The sequence below is a fragment of the Rhodococcus sp. RS1C4 genome (assembly GCF_002258225.1).
Taxonomy (GTDB): Bacteria; Actinomycetota; Actinomycetes; order Mycobacteriales; family Mycobacteriaceae; genus Rhodococcoides; species Rhodococcoides fascians_E.
Genome location: NZ_NOXZ01000039.1, coordinates 40,022 through 55,550, shown reverse-complemented (window position 1 = coordinate 55,550; position 15,529 = coordinate 40,022). Strand labels below are relative to the sequence as shown.

The 15,529-nt window shown below is 63.7% G+C and carries 15 protein-coding genes; 10 read left to right on the top strand and 5 right to left on the bottom strand.

Going from position 1 to position 15,529, the window contains the following annotated elements:
- Positions 1–119: 119 nt before the first annotated feature.
- From ctaE to CH289_RS20730, 5 genes are all read left to right on the top strand, one after another.
- A complete protein-coding gene (gene ctaE, locus CH289_RS20750; protein WP_026347923.1) occupies positions 120–731 on the top strand; it encodes an aa3-type cytochrome oxidase subunit III in 612 nt (203 codons plus the stop codon).
- Positions 732–834: 103 nt separating this feature from the next.
- Positions 835–1,677, top strand: coding sequence for a cytochrome bc1 complex diheme cytochrome c subunit (qcrC, locus tag CH289_RS20745; protein ID WP_019665968.1), 843 nt, complete (start codon positions 835–837; stop codon positions 1,675–1,677).
- The gene (qcrA, locus tag CH289_RS20740) at positions 1,674–2,876 is read left to right on the top strand and encodes a cytochrome bc1 complex Rieske iron-sulfur subunit (RefSeq protein WP_371828572.1); all 1,203 of its coding nucleotides are present in this window, start codon (positions 1,674–1,676) and stop codon (positions 2,874–2,876) included. Before qcrC ends, qcrA begins: the two co-directional genes overlap by 4 nt.
- Complete coding sequence (gene qcrB, locus CH289_RS20735; protein ID WP_094728458.1) at positions 2,873–4,636, top strand: cytochrome bc1 complex cytochrome b subunit; 1,764 nt, start codon at positions 2,873–2,875, stop codon at positions 4,634–4,636. Before qcrA ends, qcrB begins: the two co-directional genes overlap by 4 nt.
- Before the next feature lie 821 nt (positions 4,637–5,457).
- On the top strand, positions 5,458–5,724 hold the full coding sequence (locus CH289_RS20730; protein ID WP_080733917.1) for a helix-turn-helix domain-containing protein: 267 nt from the start codon (positions 5,458–5,460) through the stop codon (positions 5,722–5,724).
- Positions 5,725–5,857: 133 nt separating this feature from the next.
- Here CH289_RS20730 and CH289_RS20725 read toward each other — a convergent pair whose 3' ends face one another.
- Together CH289_RS20725 and ctaC are read right to left on the bottom strand one after the other, a co-directional pair.
- Positions 5,858–6,274, bottom strand: a complete 417-nt coding sequence (locus tag CH289_RS20725) for a cytochrome c oxidase subunit 4 (protein WP_019665972.1) — start codon at positions 6,272–6,274, stop codon at positions 5,858–5,860.
- A gap of 18 nt (positions 6,275–6,292) precedes the next feature.
- A complete protein-coding gene (ctaC, locus tag CH289_RS20720) occupies positions 6,293–7,369 on the bottom strand; it encodes an aa3-type cytochrome oxidase subunit II (protein WP_026347926.1) in 1,077 nt (358 codons plus the stop codon).
- Between the two features lie 223 nt (positions 7,370–7,592).
- Here ctaC and asnB point away from each other — a divergent pair, with 223 nt between their 5' ends.
- Positions 7,593–9,518: an asparagine synthase (glutamine-hydrolyzing) gene (asnB, locus tag CH289_RS20715; RefSeq protein ID WP_094728505.1), complete on the top strand. Its 1,926-nt coding sequence runs from the start codon at positions 7,593–7,595 to the stop codon at positions 9,516–9,518.
- A gap of 108 nt (positions 9,519–9,626) precedes the next feature.
- Here the strand turns inward: asnB and CH289_RS20710 are convergent, their stop codons facing one another.
- Positions 9,627–10,601: a carbohydrate kinase family protein gene (locus tag CH289_RS20710; protein ID WP_094728456.1), complete on the bottom strand. Its 975-nt coding sequence runs from the start codon at positions 10,599–10,601 to the stop codon at positions 9,627–9,629.
- A 147-nt stretch (positions 10,602–10,748) separates the two neighbouring features.
- On the bottom strand, positions 10,749–11,099 hold the full coding sequence (locus CH289_RS20705) for a HesB/IscA family protein (RefSeq protein WP_019665976.1): 351 nt from the start codon (positions 11,097–11,099) through the stop codon (positions 10,749–10,751).
- Positions 11,100–11,276: 177 nt separating this feature from the next.
- On the opposite strand from CH289_RS20705, the gene CH289_RS20700 reads away from it, so the two are divergent.
- From CH289_RS20700 to CH289_RS20685, 4 genes are read left to right on the top strand one after another with little or no spacing between them, the layout of a single operon-like run.
- Entirely contained in the window at positions 11,277–11,927 is a 651-nt protein-coding gene (locus CH289_RS20700) for a DUF3043 domain-containing protein (RefSeq protein WP_019665977.1), read from the top strand.
- 14 nt (positions 11,928–11,941) lie between these two features.
- Positions 11,942–12,520, top strand: coding sequence for a bifunctional adenosylcobinamide kinase/adenosylcobinamide-phosphate guanylyltransferase (gene cobU, locus CH289_RS20695; RefSeq protein ID WP_094628971.1), 579 nt, complete (start codon positions 11,942–11,944; stop codon positions 12,518–12,520).
- On the top strand, positions 12,495–13,610 hold the full coding sequence (gene cobT, locus CH289_RS20690) for a nicotinate-nucleotide--dimethylbenzimidazole phosphoribosyltransferase (RefSeq protein WP_462052409.1): 1,116 nt from the start codon (positions 12,495–12,497) through the stop codon (positions 13,608–13,610). The genes cobU and cobT overlap by 26 nt, the downstream gene beginning before the upstream one ends.
- Complete coding sequence (locus tag CH289_RS20685) at positions 13,610–14,374, top strand: adenosylcobinamide-GDP ribazoletransferase (RefSeq protein ID WP_037180793.1); 765 nt, start codon at positions 13,610–13,612, stop codon at positions 14,372–14,374. The genes cobT and CH289_RS20685 overlap by 1 nt, the downstream gene beginning before the upstream one ends.
- Positions 14,375–14,401: 27 nt before the next feature.
- Here CH289_RS20685 and CH289_RS20680 read toward each other — a convergent pair whose 3' ends face one another.
- On the bottom strand, positions 14,402–15,505 hold the full coding sequence (locus CH289_RS20680) for a branched-chain amino acid aminotransferase (RefSeq protein ID WP_033188543.1): 1,104 nt from the start codon (positions 15,503–15,505) through the stop codon (positions 14,402–14,404).
- Positions 15,506–15,529: the final 24 nt, after the last annotated feature.

Sequence of the window (15,529 nt, the reverse complement as noted above, 5' to 3'; positions counted from 1 at the left end):
CGTGGTCGATGCCCTTGACCTGGCCATACGCGGGAGCCGGCAATCACCCCTGCGTCGGCGACGCGCCAAGACCGGACCCGAGTATGCCTCCGGTACTACGAGCAGTCATACTTCTTTCTGTGACGAGCGCTGTAGGGACTCAAGGATCGGCAATCACCCAACGCGTGCACTCGCTGAACCGTCCCAATATGGTCAGCGTCGGCACCATCGTGTGGCTGTCGAGCGAACTCATGTTCTTCGCTGGACTTTTTGCGATGTACTTCGTCGCGAGGGCGCAGGCAAACGGAAACTGGCCACCGGAACCGACCGAGCTCAACCTCGCGCTCGCCGTTCCGGTCACCGCCGTGTTGATCGCGTCGTCGTTCACCTGCCAGCTCGGGGTCTTCGCCGCCGAGCGCGGTGACGTCTTCGGACTGCGACGCTGGTACGTCATCACCCTGGCGATGGGCATCTTCTTCGTGGCCGGACAGGGCTACGAGTACTACCACATGGTTCACGAAGGCACGACGCTCTCCTCGAGCGTCTACGGATCGGTCTTCTACATCACGACCGGATTCCACGGACTGCACGTCATCGGCGGTCTGATCGCATTCGTCTTCCTCATTACTCGAACGCTTGTCAGTAAGTTCACGCCGGCACAGGCCACCGCCGCGATCGTCGTGTCCTACTACTGGCACTTCGTCGACATCGTGTGGATCGCGTTGTTCGCCACCATTTACTTCATCCGCTAGTAGACATAAAGCAGATCAAGTGTTTTCACTTCGCCAACCGCAGCGAACGACCTGTATCAGCCCCAGGCCGTTCGGTCCGTCCCGACACGACAAGGGATAGAAGATGAGTTCATCTCCCCCAGCAGCATCCGATGCCGCAGCCAAGAACAGGCGCAAGCGCAAGACTCGTCGCCGTGTGACCGGTGCGCTCGTGCTGATGATGGGACTCCTGAGTGCAGGATTTCTCGCATCGGCTCTGACCCCCACCCCGCAGGTCGCGACGGCCGATCAGGATTCGGCCGCTCTGATCCGCGAAGGCAAGCAGTTGTACGACACCTCGTGCGTCACGTGCCACGGCGTCAACCTGCAGGGTGTGCAGGACCGCGGCCCGAGCCTCATCGGCGTCGGCGAAGCTGCCGTCTACTTCCAGGTCTCCTCGGGACGTATGCCTGCCGTACGTAACGAAGCTCAGGCGATCCGTAAGCCACCGAAGTTCGACGACAAGCAGATCGACGCTCTCGGCGCGTACATCCAGGAGAACGGTGGAGGCCCCACGGTCATCCGCGACAGCAACGGCGAAATCGCGCAGTCCTCGCTCGCCAGCGGCGACGTCGCTCGCGGTAGCGAACTGTTCCGCTTGAACTGTGCGTCGTGCCACAACTTCACCGGTGAGGGCGGCGCACTGTCCTCCGGTAAGTTCGCTCCCCCGCTCGGACCTGCATCGGAGCAGGAGATCTACGCGGCCATGATCAGCGGCCCACAGAACATGCCGAAATTCTCCGACCGTCAGCTGACGCAGGAAGAGAAGATCGACATCATCTCCTACGTGAAGTCCGCTCAGGAGACCAAGGCTCCCGGTGGGTGGGGACTCGGCGGCTTCGGACCCGGTACGGAAATGATTGCTATCTGGGTTGTCGGAATCGCTGCCGTCGTCGGCGCGACGATGTGGATCGGATCACGGTCATGAGCGAAGCCGATCCCGAACGCACAAGCCATGGCCACGATGACAGCGCGAAGGTCGACAAGGTGGATCTGAACAAGAAGTACACCGACGAGGAACTCGCCGGTATGACACGTGAGCAGTTGGTCGAACTCGGCACCAACCTCGACCACGTGGACGTCGCGTACCGTCGCGACCGTTGGGCTGTGAAGGGCACCCGCGCAGAGAAGCGGGCCGAGCGCAGCGTTGCTGCCTGGTTCACTCTCGCCGGCGTGTCCGCGGTCGCGTTCATCGCGATCTACCTGTTCTGGCCCTGGCAGTACGCTGGCATGGGCGAAGAGAACTACGGCGCCTACTCGCTGTACACCCCGTTGATCGGCCTCACCATGGGTCTGGCGATCCTCGGTGTCGGCGTCGGCGCAGTCCAGTTCACCAAGAAGTTCATCCCCGAAGAGGTGTCCATCCAGGACCGCCACGACGGTGGTTCGTCCGAGGTCGACCGCAAGACCGTCGTCGCCGAGCTCGGCGATTCGCTGGAGACGTCGACGATCGGTCGTCGCAAGGTCATCAAGCGTTCACTGTTCTTCGGCGGTGGCGCACTCGGAATCATGGCGCTGATGCCGCTCGGTGGCCTGATCAAGAATCCGTGGGCCGAAGGTGACAAGTCTCCGCTCTGGGTGTCCGGCTGGACGCCGCGCTACCCTGGAGAGACGATCTATCTCAGGCGCGATACCGGACGGCCACACGACGTCGTTCTGGTCCGCCCCGAGGATATGGATGCCGGAGCCATGGAGACTGTGTTCCCGTTCCGCGAGGCCGATCGCGACGACGACCACGCGCTTCTCATGTCGCTGCGTGGAATTCGTAACTCGGTGATGCTCATTCGTCTTCGTACCGAGGACGCGGAGACGGCCATCAAGCGCAAGGGCCAGGAAAGCTTCAACTACGGCGATTACTTCGCCTACTCCAAGATTTGCACGCATTTGGGTTGCCCGACTTCGTTGTTCGAGCAGCAGACGAACCGCATCCTGTGCCCGTGCCACCAGTCGCAGTTCAACGCGCTGGAATACGGCAAGCCGATCTTCGGCCCCGCCGCTCGCGCATTGCCACAGCTGCCGATCACCGTGAACGAAGAAGGCTTCCTCGTTGCCAACGGGGACTTCATAGAAGCCCTCGGACCTGCCTTCTGGGAGCGTCCGAACCGCGAAGCGGAGAGTGAATCATGAGTCCTTCACTGCAGACACTCGCAGCGAAGCAGGCGAACGACGTAGACAGTCGGTACCACCTCGCACCGGGTCTGCGCCGTCAGATCAACAAGGTGTTCCCGACGCACTGGTCGTTCCTTCTCGGCGAGATCGCGTTGTACAGCTTCATCATCCTGTTGCTGTCCGGTGTCTTCCTGACGCTGTTCTTCGACCCCTCGCTCAGCGAGGTCGAGTACAACGGCATCTACGAACCACTGCGCGGTGTGACCATGTCTCGGGCGTACGCCACGACACTGGACATCTCGTTCGAGGTCCGCGGTGGTCTGTTCATGCGGCAGATCCACCACTGGGCAGCGCTGATGTTCGCCGCGTCGATCATCGTCCACATGATGCGCATCTTCTTCACCGGTGCGTTCCGTCGCCCCCGTGAGGCCAACTGGGTCATCGGCTGCCTGCTGCTGATCCTCGCGATGTTCGAAGGCTTCTTCGGATACTCCCTCCCCGACGACCTGCTCTCCGGCACCGGCCTCCGCGCCGCGTTCTCCGGCATCACGATGAGCGTCCCGATCGTCGGAACGTGGCTGCACTGGCTGATCTTCGACGGCGACTTCCCCGGCACGATCATCATCCCGCGCCTGTACGTCGCCCACGTTCTACTGCTGCCCGCCATCATCCTCGCGCTGATCGCGGCTCACCTGGCACTCGTCTGGTACCAGAAGCACACGCAGTTCCCCGGACCCGGCCGCACCGAGAAGAACGTCGTCGGCGTTCGCATTCTCCCGGTCTTCGCCGTCAAGTCCGGTGCGTTCTTCGCAGTCACGTTCGGTGTACTCGCACTCATGGGCGGTCTGCTGCAGATCAACCCGGTCTGGAACCTCGGCCCGTACAACCCGGCTCAGGTATCCGCCGGCTCGCAGCCCGACTTCTACATGATGTGGACAGACGGACTGGCCCGACTGTGGCCGGCATGGGACATCTACATCGCCAACCGCTACACGATCCCCGCAGTGTTCGCAGTCGCCCTGATCATGGGCCTCGTCTTCACCGTGATGATCGCGTACCCGTGGATCGAGAAGCGCCTCACCGGAGACACTGCTCATCACAACCTGCTGCAGCGTCCCCGCGACGTACCGGTCCGCACCGCGATCGGTGCCATGGCTCTGGCGTTCTACGTGGTGGCAACGCTCTCCTGCATCAACGACATCATTGCGTACAAGCTCGACATCTCCCTGAACGCAATGACGTGGATCGGCCGTATCGGCATACTGGTGTTGCCGCCCATCGCCTACTTCGTGGCCTACCGCTTCTGCATCGGCTTGCAGCGCAGTGACCGCGCAGTACTCGACCACGGAATCGAGACCGGCATCATCAAGCGTCTCCCCCACGGTCAGTACGTGGAGGTGCACCAGCCGCTCGGACCTGTCGACGACCACGGACACCCCATCGCTCTGCCTTACCAGGGCGCAGCTGTCCCGAAGAAGATGAGCAAGCTCGGCTCGGCCGGCAAGCCCGGATCCGGATCGCTCTTCCGTCCCGACCCTGTCTCCGAAAGCAAGGCACTCGAGGAAGCACTGCACCACGGCGAACTCGAGCAGCTGAAAATGCTGAAGGACTACCAGACGTCGCTGTACGGCAACGGTTCCAACGGCCACAACGGCAACGGCCACAATGGCAACGGCAACGGGGCCAACGGTCACAACGGCAACGGCTCGAACGGCCACGCTTCGAACGGCAACGGTGATCACTCACCCGCACGCCAGGAAAGCGACAGCGAGCACTAGCTACACGCAGAACCACGACGAGGGCGGCACCGATCCGGTGCCGCCCTCGTCGTATGTCGTACCCCCTCCCCTCCCCCACCCTCCTGCATCCGGCACCCTTCACCCGTCTGCCTCCCGGCTCCCTCGCGGACCGAACGTGGCGTTCGGTCACTCCAAGTGACTGAACGTGACGTTCGGTCACCTCGGAAAGTCCACCTGTAGGACCGAATGTGGCGTTCGGTCACTCCAAGTGACTGAACGTGACGTTCGGTCACCTCGGAAAGTCCACCTGTAGGACCGAATGTGGCGTTCGGTCACTCCAAGTGACTGAACGTGACGTTCGGTCACCTCGGAAAGTCCACCTGTAGGACCGAATGTGGCGTTCGGTCACTCCAAGTGACTGAACGTGACGTTCGGTCACCTCGGAAAGTCCACCTGTAGGACCGAATGTGGCGTTCGGTCACTCCAAGTGACTGAACGTGACGTTCGGTCACCTCGGAAAGTCCACCTGTAGGACCGAACGTGGCGTTCGGTCACTCCAAGTGACTGAACGTGACGTTCGGTCACCTCGGAAAGTCCACCTGTAGGACCGAATGTGGCGTTCGGTCACTCCAAGTGACTGAACGTGACGTTCGGTCACCTCGGAAAGTCCACCTGTAGGACCGAATGTGGCGTTCGGTCACTCCAAGTGACTGAACGTGACGTTCGGTCACCTCGGAAAGTCCACCTGTAGGACCGAATGTGGCGTTCGGTCACTCCAAGTGACTGAACGTGACGTTCGGTGCGGCTACCCAGCGAGGCGGAGGTCTTGGACGGCGTGGGCCGGTATTACTATTGGTGACATGGTTCGTATTCCGTTGTCCCCCGAGGAGCTGTCGAGAGGTCTTCGCTTGGGTGAGTTGCTTCGCGCTACTCGCGGGCCGAGAACGATGACGGATGTTGCGGCGCAGGCGGGGATTTCGGTGGAGACGTTGCGCAAGATCGAGACGGGCCGGATTCCGACGCCTGCGTTCTTCACTGTTGCGGCGCTGTGCCGGACGCTGGGCTTGTCGCTCGATCAGGTTGCGGCCACCCTTGCCGACGCCGATCGTCAGGCCGACGCGTCCTGAGGGACTCACTGGACCCACCGTGCGAAGTCCGTCGGGCAAAGACTGTTACGTGGCCGCTGTACGACACGCAGAAACGACTGACGCCGACCCCCAATCGGGAGTCGGCGTCAGTCGTCGTGTGAGCTGTGTGAATTCAGTGCTTCTCTGGTCCGAGGTGGTACTCGAACACCAGTCCGGCGGCTGCCGACAGGACGAGCACGACACCGAAGGCGATGAGCCACCAGAGGAAGAACGCGAATCCGATGGCGGTGACCGATGCGGCGCCGGCGAGCAGGATCGGCCAGAAGCTTCCGGGGCTGAAGAAGCCCAGATCGCCTGCGCCGTCGCTGATCTCTGCATCGTCGAAGTCTTCGGGACGAGTGTCGAGACGACGGGCGACGAATCGGAAGTACGTTCCGATGATGAGTGTCAGACCGACCGACAGTGCGATGGCCGTGACACCTGCCCATTCGACGCCGGTCCGTGAGAATCCGGTGAAGAGGGCGTACACGATCCCGACGAGAAGAAAGAAGACAGTCAGGATCTCGAAGATCTTGGCTTCGATTTTCATTTCAGCATTCTTCCTGGGTCAGTTGCCTTCGGCGACGGATTCGGACTTCTGCGAGCGGTCCGTGGTGAACGGGATGGTGCTGGTGGCGATCGGGGACTGGCCGATTGCTTCCAGCGCCTGAGCGTTGGTGAGGCCTTCTCCGCCGTCGGATTCGGGCTTGCGAAGCTCGATGTATTCCTGGAAGTCGTCCGGGGATACTGCGCGCACCTCGAAGTTCATCATGGCGTGGAATGTGCCGCACATTTCGGTGCAGCGGCCGACGAAGGCGCCTTCGCGTTCGATCTCGGAGATCTGGAAGACGTTGTCCGAGTGGTTTTCCTTCGGGTTCGGGAGGACGTCTCGCTTGAAGAGGAACTCGGGAACCCAGAAACCGTGGATGACGTCCGAGGAGGCAAGAACGAACTCGATGCGCTTACCGGTCGGGAGGACCAGAACCGGAATCTCGTTGCTGGTGCCGACGGTCTCGATCTTGTTGTAGTGCAGGTAGGACAGATCCTGCGGGCTTGCACCGTGGATTGCGCCGGGAACGAATTCGCCGTCCTCGCTACCTTCGGCACCCTCACCTGGATCGGCGGCGGCTTCGGCTGCAGCCTGCGCTTCGAGGTCGGTGCCGTCGTACTTGACGACGCCGTCCTTCAGGTCCACCGTCTGGTAGCCGAACTTCCAGTTCCACTGGTACGCCGTCACGTCGACGGTCACATCCGGATTCGGTTCCTTCTCGTCGACGTAGTTCTGCACGACGACGGTGAAGTAGAACAGCACCGCGATGATGACGAAGGGAACTGCGGTGTAGAACAGCTCCAGGGGCACGTTGTATGCCGTCTGACGCGGGAACTCGGGCGAGTCCTTCTTCTTGCGGTGGAAGATGACCACCCAGAAGATCAGGGCCCACACGATGATGCCCATGATCAGGGCTGCCACCACGGACCAGGTCCACAATTCTCGAATCGACTTGCCCTGGGGAGTAATGCCCGACGGAAAGCCGAAGCGCAGAACATCGTTGTCGATGGAACAACCCGACAACAGCAACGCGGCCAAGCCGAGAAATACTGTTAGCCCAGCTCGCCGAAGGATCCGACTCTGCGCCACGTTCACGCCTTCCTGATCGCTCACCACTGAAGAATGAGGGCTTCCACATGCGGATGCCCTAGTACTACGCAGCGTAGACCAAAGCCGTCGCATCACCACTCTTGGGTCGCCCGCGTTGCGCGTACCGTGTCTGCGGCATACTCGAGGTTTCCGTGCCGCCTGGGGCGTCAGGATGCTGACGCCGTGGCAGCGGACCAATCCCCAACTGCGAAACGAGGTAGCAGACGCTGTGTGTGGACTACTCGGTGTACTGACGTCGACCGGCACCGATGCTGCGGGAGTCGACCTCGTGTCCTCCGCCATGCACTGCATGCGCCACCGCGGACCGGACGAACCGGGCACCTGGCACGACGACGACATCATCTATGGATTCAATCGTCTGTCGATCATCGACATCGCTCATTCACATCAGCCGCTTCGGTGGGGGCCGCCCGAGAACCCGACGCGTTACGCACTGACGTTCAACGGCGAAATCTACAACTACCTCGAACTGCGGGAGGAACTCTCTCGCGATCACGGCGCCGAGTTCTTCACCGAGGGCGACGGCGAGTCCATCGTGGCGGCTTTCCACTACTGGGGTCCGACGGCTGTGCGACGGCTGCGTGGCATGTTCGGGTTCGCCATCTGGGACACGGAGACGCGCGAGCTGTTTCTGGCGCGTGACCCGTTCGGTATCAAGCCGCTGTTCATGGCGACCGGTCCGGGCGGCACCGCGTTCGGCAGCGAGAAGAAGAGCTTGCTGGAGCTGACGGACCTGGTGGGTATCGGCACTGACCTCGACGCGAGAGCAACCGAGCACTACACGGTGTTGCAGTACGTACCCGAGCCGGAGACGCTGCATCGTGAGATCCGACGCCTCGAGTCCGGTTGCTACGCGACCCTCTCCCCCGGTGGGACTCCGGTGGTCACTCGGTACTTCACGCCGAAGTTCCCGGTGAAGCCGTTCGCGGCGGGTTCCGAGGCGGCTCGCTACAAGGAGATCGCCGAGGCGCTGGAGGATTCGGTCGCCAAGCACATGCGGGCCGATGTCACCGTCGGATCGTTCCTGTCGGGCGGCATCGACTCGACGGCCATCGCGGCTCTGGCGATGCGCCACAATCCGAACCTGATCACGTTCACCACCGGCTTCGAGCGTGAGGGCTACTCGGAGGTCGATGTGGCCGCGGAGTCGGCCGCCGCGATCGGGGCTCGGCATGTCGTCAAGGTCGTCGGCCCCGAGGAGTTCGCAGCGTCGATTCCGGAGATCGTCTGGTACCTCGACGATCCGGTCGCGGATCCGGCTCTGGTGCCGCTCTACTTCGTGGCGAAGGAAGCACGCAAACACGTCAAAGTCGTGTTGTCGGGTGAAGGCGCCGACGAGCTTTTCGGTGGCTACACCATCTATCGGGAGCCGCTGTCGCTCAAACCGTTCGAGTACCTGCCGAGGGGTCTGCGTCGCGCGGCGGGCGCTCTGAGCGAGAGGATTCCCGACGGTACGCGGGGTAAGAGTTTGCTGCACCGCGGATCCATGTCGCTCGAGGAGCGCTATTACGGCAATGCGCGAAGTTTCGGGGACGCTCAGCTCAGGGCGGTACTGCGCGATTTCCGTCCGGAGTGGACGCACACGGACGTGACGGCGCCGATCTATGCACAGTCGCAGGGCTGGGATCCGGTGGCGAGAATGCAGCACCTCGATCTGTTCACGTGGTTGCGCGGCGACATTCTGGTCAAGGCAGACAAGATCACCATGGCGAATTCCCTCGAACTGCGTGTCCCGTTCCTCGACAACGAGGTGTTCGCGGTCGCCGAGAAGCTGCCGTTGGAGCAGAAGATCACGAAGGACACCACCAAGTACGCCCTGCGGAAGGCGCTCGAAGGAATCGTGCCCGGCCATGTTCTGCATCGCGCGAAACTGGGCTTCCCGGTCCCTCTTCGGCACTGGCTACGCGGAACCGAATTGTTCGATTGGGCGCACGAGCAGATCGCCGCGTCGGAGACCGATCACATCCTCAACAAGACGGCCATCACCGCGATGCTGAACGAGCACCGCGACGGCAAGTCCGATCACAGCCGACGGCTGTGGACCGTGTTGATCTTCATGGTGTGGCACGGGATCTTCGTGGAGAAGCGGATCGTCCCGGAGATCGCGGAGCCGACATACCCGGTGGACCTCTGACGGCGCACAGGCTGGTCTGAATCTCTACCTGAACTTCGATGGCCCGCACGCAACGATCTCGACTGTTGCGTGCGGGCCATCGACGTGAGGACTGCGATACCGAGCGACCTACGACGGCAGGAGTGCGCCGATCGCCTCGGCCGCGACGGAGCCGTAGGCCGCGCCGAGACGTTTCAGTGCGTCGTCGCGCACGAAGGTCCATTCCTGAGTACCGGTGGTCTCGAGCACGAGAACCGCGACGAGCGAGCCGAGCTGGGCGGCGCGCTCGACCGTCGCACCGGCGCGGTGCGCGAGCAGGAATCCAGCGCGGAATCCGTCACCGACGCCGGTCGGGTCGACCTTGCTTGTTTCCGGTACGACCTCGACATGCGTCCTCGTACCGTCAGCGGCGACGATCTCCACACCGGATTTGCCGAGCGTGGTGACTCGCAGTCCGACCTTCGCGGCGATTTCCGCCTCGGACAGTCCGGTCTTCTGACGCAGCAGTCCCCACTCGTATTCGTTCGTGAACAAGTAGGTCGCGCCGTCGACGAGGGCAATTGCCTGCTCGCCGGTCAGTCGCGCCAGCTGCTGCGACGGATCGGCTGCGAACGGAATTCCGCTCGCGCGGCATTGGTCGGTGTGCGCGATCATCGCGTCGGGATCGTTGGCACCGATGAGAACGAGTTCGATGGGACTCGAGGACACCAATCCGTCGATCGTGATGTCACGAGCTTCGCTCATCGCACCGGGGTAGAACGAGGCGATCTGAGCCATGTCCTCGTCGGTCGTGCACACGAATCGAGCGGTGTGCGCGGACTCCGAGACTCGCACGCCCCCGCAGTCGACGCCGTTGGCTTCCAACCACGCGCGGTACTCGCCGAAGTCCGGTCCGACGGCTCCCACGAGAAGCGGTGATCCGCCGAGGACACCGAGTGCGTATGCGATGTTCCCGCCGACTCCGCCTTTGCGGATCACCAGATCGTCGACGAGGAAGCTGAGCGAGATGTTCGACAGCTGATCGGCAACGATCTGCTCGGCGAACTTGCCCGGAAATCGCATGAGGTGATCGGTGGCTATCGATCCCGATACCGCGAGTGTCACGTGGGTGGGCCTTTCGGTTGGCGAGACGGGCTATGTGAGTGGAAATGTGCCCCCTGGGCTACATTTCCACTCACGTGGCGATTGGGTGTGAACAGACCTCTGACCGGTACCCGCGAGCGAGTACCGGTCAGAGGTTGTGCTGAAAACTCAGTTGAACGAATCACCGCAGGCGCACGAGCCTGTGGCATTCGGGTTGTCGATCGTGAAGCCCTGCTTCTCGATGGTGTCCACGAAATCGATGGACGCACCCTCGACGTACGGAGCACTCATCCGGTCCACGGCGAGCGTGACGCCGTTGAAGTCGACCGCGAGGTCGCCGTCGAGGCTTCGATCGTCGAAGAAGAGCTGATAGCGCAGACCTGCGCAACCACCGGGCTGCACAGCAATGCGCAGTGCGAGGTCGTCGCGGCCTTCTTGATCCAGCAACGCCTTGGCCTTCGACGACGCGGCTTCTGTCATCGTGACCTTGTGCGTGATGGTCTCGTTCGAGACGGTCATGGGCTCTCCCTGTCAGTCGTACCAAACCCGTGAACGCCTCAACCGTACTCCGCTCCCGCTTATTCCTCACGAGCCACGGGCGTCGAAGACCGATTCGATCGTATGAAACCCCGGACTTCGGACGTGTCCGACGCGGCCGGTGTTCAGGACTTCGTCGTCATCCCATAACCTGGGAGGGTGAAGTTGCTACGCCGCGGAAACTCTGACAATTCGGACGGGGACGATTCGAAGTCCGTCGAGTCCCCCGCCACGGACCAGACGGCTCCTGCCGTCGGCAAGGGTCGCCCGACGCCGAAGCGTCGGGAAGCCGAGGCGCGGCGCCGCGGTCCGGTCGCCCCACCGCCGATGACGAGCAAGGAAGCCCGCGAGCGCAGGAAGGCGAACCGCGGCTCCAAGGACGACCGGAAGAAAGCCGCAGCCGAGCGGCGTGCTGCCTCTGCCGAGCGTCGTGAACGGATGCTGGCCGGTGAGGACAAGTACCTGCTCCCCCGCGACAAGGGTCCGGTTCGGGCCTTTGCGCGCGATCTGGTGGATGCACGACGCAACCTCGTCGGCTTGTTCATGCCGTTGGCGTTACTCCTGATCTTCGCGTTGTTCCTCAGCCCGGCCGTTCAGGCGTTCGTGACTCTCGCGATGTTCGTCATGATGCTGTTCATGGTGATCGAGGGCATCTTCATCGGCCGTCAGATCAACAATCGGGTGCGTGAGCGTTTCCCGGACACCACCGACGGTGGTTTCCGCCTCGGTTGGTACGCGTTCGTCCGCGCGTCGCAGTTGCGCAAGATGCGCGCGCCGAAGCCACGCGTCGAGCGCGGCGCAGCAGTCTGACCGCTGCGGCCCACGTGAGTACCGTGCGGCGCACGCTCGTCCTCGGGGGTACGCGGTCGGGTAAGTCTGCGTACGCGGAATCTCTTGCCGCCGAGGCGCCTGTTGTTCGATATGTCGCGACGGGACGCCGCATCGCCGGCGACGCGGATTGGGATGCTCGTCTGGACGCGCACCGCGCGCGTCGTCCATCGGAGTGGTCCACCGTGGAGTCGTCGGACGGGTTGGTGGAGACGCTGCGCGAAGCACATCCGGGTACGACGATCGTCGACGATCTCGGCACCTGGTTGACCGGCGCCCTCGACGACGCCGGTGCCTGGGATCTGGCGCGAGGAACCGTCGCGCCAGCCACCGACGCGCTGTGTGCGGCCGTGCAGCGGTACCGGGGCGATCTGGTTCTCGTCAGTCCCGAGGTGGGGTGGGGCGTGGTTCCCGCGACTCGCTCGGGCAGGCTGTTCCAGGACGAGATGGGTACCCTCAATTCCCGACTGGCCGCCACGTGCGAGACGGTCGTTCTGGTCGTCGCCGGCCTCCCGCTGCCGCTGAAGTCCGACGACCCGACGACCGACGATGACAGCGGTTCCGATTTTCGATGAAAGGTCGCCTGTGACAGCCCCTTCGGAGTCCGAGGACTTCTCGACGCCCCTGCGCCCCGTGGCACCTCCGTCGGCGGAGTCGCGAGTGCATGCTTCGGAGCTGCAGCGATCGCTGACCAAGCCCGTGGGCAGCCTCGGGCGGCTCGAGGAGCTCGGCGAGTGGGTGTCCGCCTGCCAGGACCGATGCCCTCCGTCGCCGATCGTCAGGCCACGAGTGGTGGTGTTCGCCGGTGATCACGGTGTGGCTGCGCACGGGGTGTCGGCGTACCCGCCAGAGGTCACCGCGCAGATGGTCGCCAACTTCACTGCCGGCGGCGCTGCGGTCAATGCGCTTGCCGGGGTTGCCGGGGCGTCGGTTCGGGTCGTGGACATCTCGGTCGCGACCGACACCGATCCGACGGTGAGCGCGTACAAGGTTCGCCGGTCCAGCGGTTCCATCGACCGGGAGGATGCGCTGACGTCCGACGAGGTTCTCGCCGCGATCGACGCGGGCCGCGCAGTGGCGGACGAGGAGGTCGACGGCGGTGCCGATCTGCTGATCGCGGGCGACATGGGAATCGGAAACACCACTCCCGCAACAACGTTGATCGCCGCGCTCACCGACACCGAACCCGTCGCCGCGGTCGGGCGGGGAACCGGCGTCGACGACGCAGGTTGGATCAGGAAGACCGCAGCGATCCGTGACGCGATGCGCCGGGCACGGCCCGTCGTGAAGGATCCGGTGGCGTTGCTTCGAGTCGCCGGGGGCGCCGACATCGCGGCCATGGCGGGCTTTCTCGCGCAGGCAGCACACCGTCGTACGCCGGTGATTCTCGACGGCCTCGTCGTCACTGCTGCGGCGTTGGTCGCGGAGGAATCGGCTCGCGGTGGGCGTGAATGGTGGGTTGCCGGTCATCGCTCGACCGAGCCGGCTCATTCGATTGCACTGCGCCACTTGCGTATCGAGCCGGTCCTCGAACTCGACATGCGGCTCGGGGAAGGCTCGGGTGCACTTGTTGCACTCAACGTGGTGCATGCGGCAGTGGCGACCCTCGGTGAGATGTCCACGTTCTCTGCCGCGGGGGTCAGCACCGAGACCACCACCACGTAATGCTCATCGGACCGCGCCTGGCACTGTCGTGGTTGACGGTTGTGCCGGTGCGCGGCCCGGAGACGGTCGGTCGCGACGACGCCCGTGCGGCGATCGGGTGGACACCGCTGGTGGGAGTCGGGCTCGGTGTGTCGGCGGCGGCCGTTCTGTGGATCGGCGTGGTTGCCGCGTCTCTGCCTGCCGTGCTGGCCGGGGCGTTGGGCGTCGCTGCGCTCGCATTGCTGACCCGAGGCATGCACATCGACGGGCTGGCGGACACCGCTGACGGACTGGGGTGCTATGGGCCACCCGAGCGCGCCCGTGAAGTGATGCGGTCCGGAAGCGCAGGCCCGTTCGGCGTCGCGGCCATCGGGTTGGTGATGCTCGTTCAGGCCGCCGGGTTCGGCGCTCTCGCCTCGGCCGAGCAGTGGTGGTCTGTCGTCGTCGCTGTCGCTGCCGGGCGCGTCGCCGTCGTTCTCGCGTGTCGACGCGGCGTCCGGCCCGCGTCGGACACCGGTTTCGGTGCGCTGGTTGCGGATTCGCAGTCCCGCGTCGTGGTGTCCACGTGGGCGGTACTGGCTGTTGCAGCATCGACTCTCGCCGTCGACGGTCGGTGGTGGCAGGGCCCGCTGGTACTCGTCATCGCGTTGGGCGCGGCCGCACTGGGCGTCCGGCATTGTGTCCGACGGTTCGGCGGTGTCAGCGGAGACGTTCTGGGCGCAGCTGTGGAGACGACGACGACGATCGTCGTGGTGGGGTTGCTGGCGGGGCTGCCTTCCGCCTGACCGGACGATCCGCGGAAGGCAGACTGGTCAGCCGAGCTTGGTCATCCAGCCGTGCGTGTCGGCGAAGGTGCCGCGCTGAATTCCGGTCAGCGTGTCCCGGAGCGCGAGGGTCACTTCGCCGGGCTCGCCGTCGGCGATGGCGAATTCACCGTCGGCGGACTTCACGGTTCCGACCGGGGTGATGACGGCGGCGGTTCCGCATGCGAAGACCTCGGTGATCTCGCCCGATTCAGCGCCCTTGCGCCATTCCTCGGTGGAGATCCGGCGTTCCTCGACGGGGATGCCGGAGTCCGTTGCCAGCGTCAGCAACGAGTCGCGCGTGATGCCCGGCAGAAGCGAGCCCGACAAGGACGGGGTGACGAGCCGGGCGTCGGATCCGGAGCCGAAGACGAAGAACAGGTTCATTCCACCCATTTCTTCGACGTAGCGCCGCTCGATGGCGTCGAGCCAGACCACCTGATCGCAGCCTTCGTCGCTGGCCTGGGCCTGTGCGAGGAGCGACGCGGCGTAGTTGCCCGCGAACTTGGCTGCACCGGTGCCTCCTGGCGCGGCCCGAACGTACTCGGTCGAGAGCCACACCTTGACGGGCTTGACGCCACGTGGGAAGTAGGCGCCTGCGGGTGACGCGATGAGCATGTAGCGGTAATCGTCCGCCGGCCGGACTCCGAGGCCTGCCTCGGTGGAGAACATGTACGGACGCAGGTACAGAGCGTCTTCGCCGCCGGCCTCGGGAACCCACTCGTGATCGACAGCGAGCAGTTGCTCGATCGATCCGAGGAAAAGTTCGTCGGGTAGTTCCGGCATCGCGAGCCGCTTCGCCGACGTACGGAAGCGCTCCGCGTTGGACAGCACTCGGAACGACGCGAATTCTCCACTCGGCTGGCGGTACACCTTCAGGCCTTCGAAGATGGCTTGGCCGTAGTGAAGAACCATCGCGGCAGGGTCGAGCTCGATGGGACCGTACGGCGCGATCGTCGGCTGGTACCAGCCCTTCTCGGCGGTGTAGTCGATGATGGCCATGTGGTCGGTGAAGAACTTCCCGAACCCGGGCGCGGCCAGTACTGCTTCTCTGGCTTCCGACGGCGCCGGAGAGGGGTGCTGCACGCGGGTGAATTCGGGAGTGCCTGTCATGTGTGGAATCTTAATCCTCCGCGC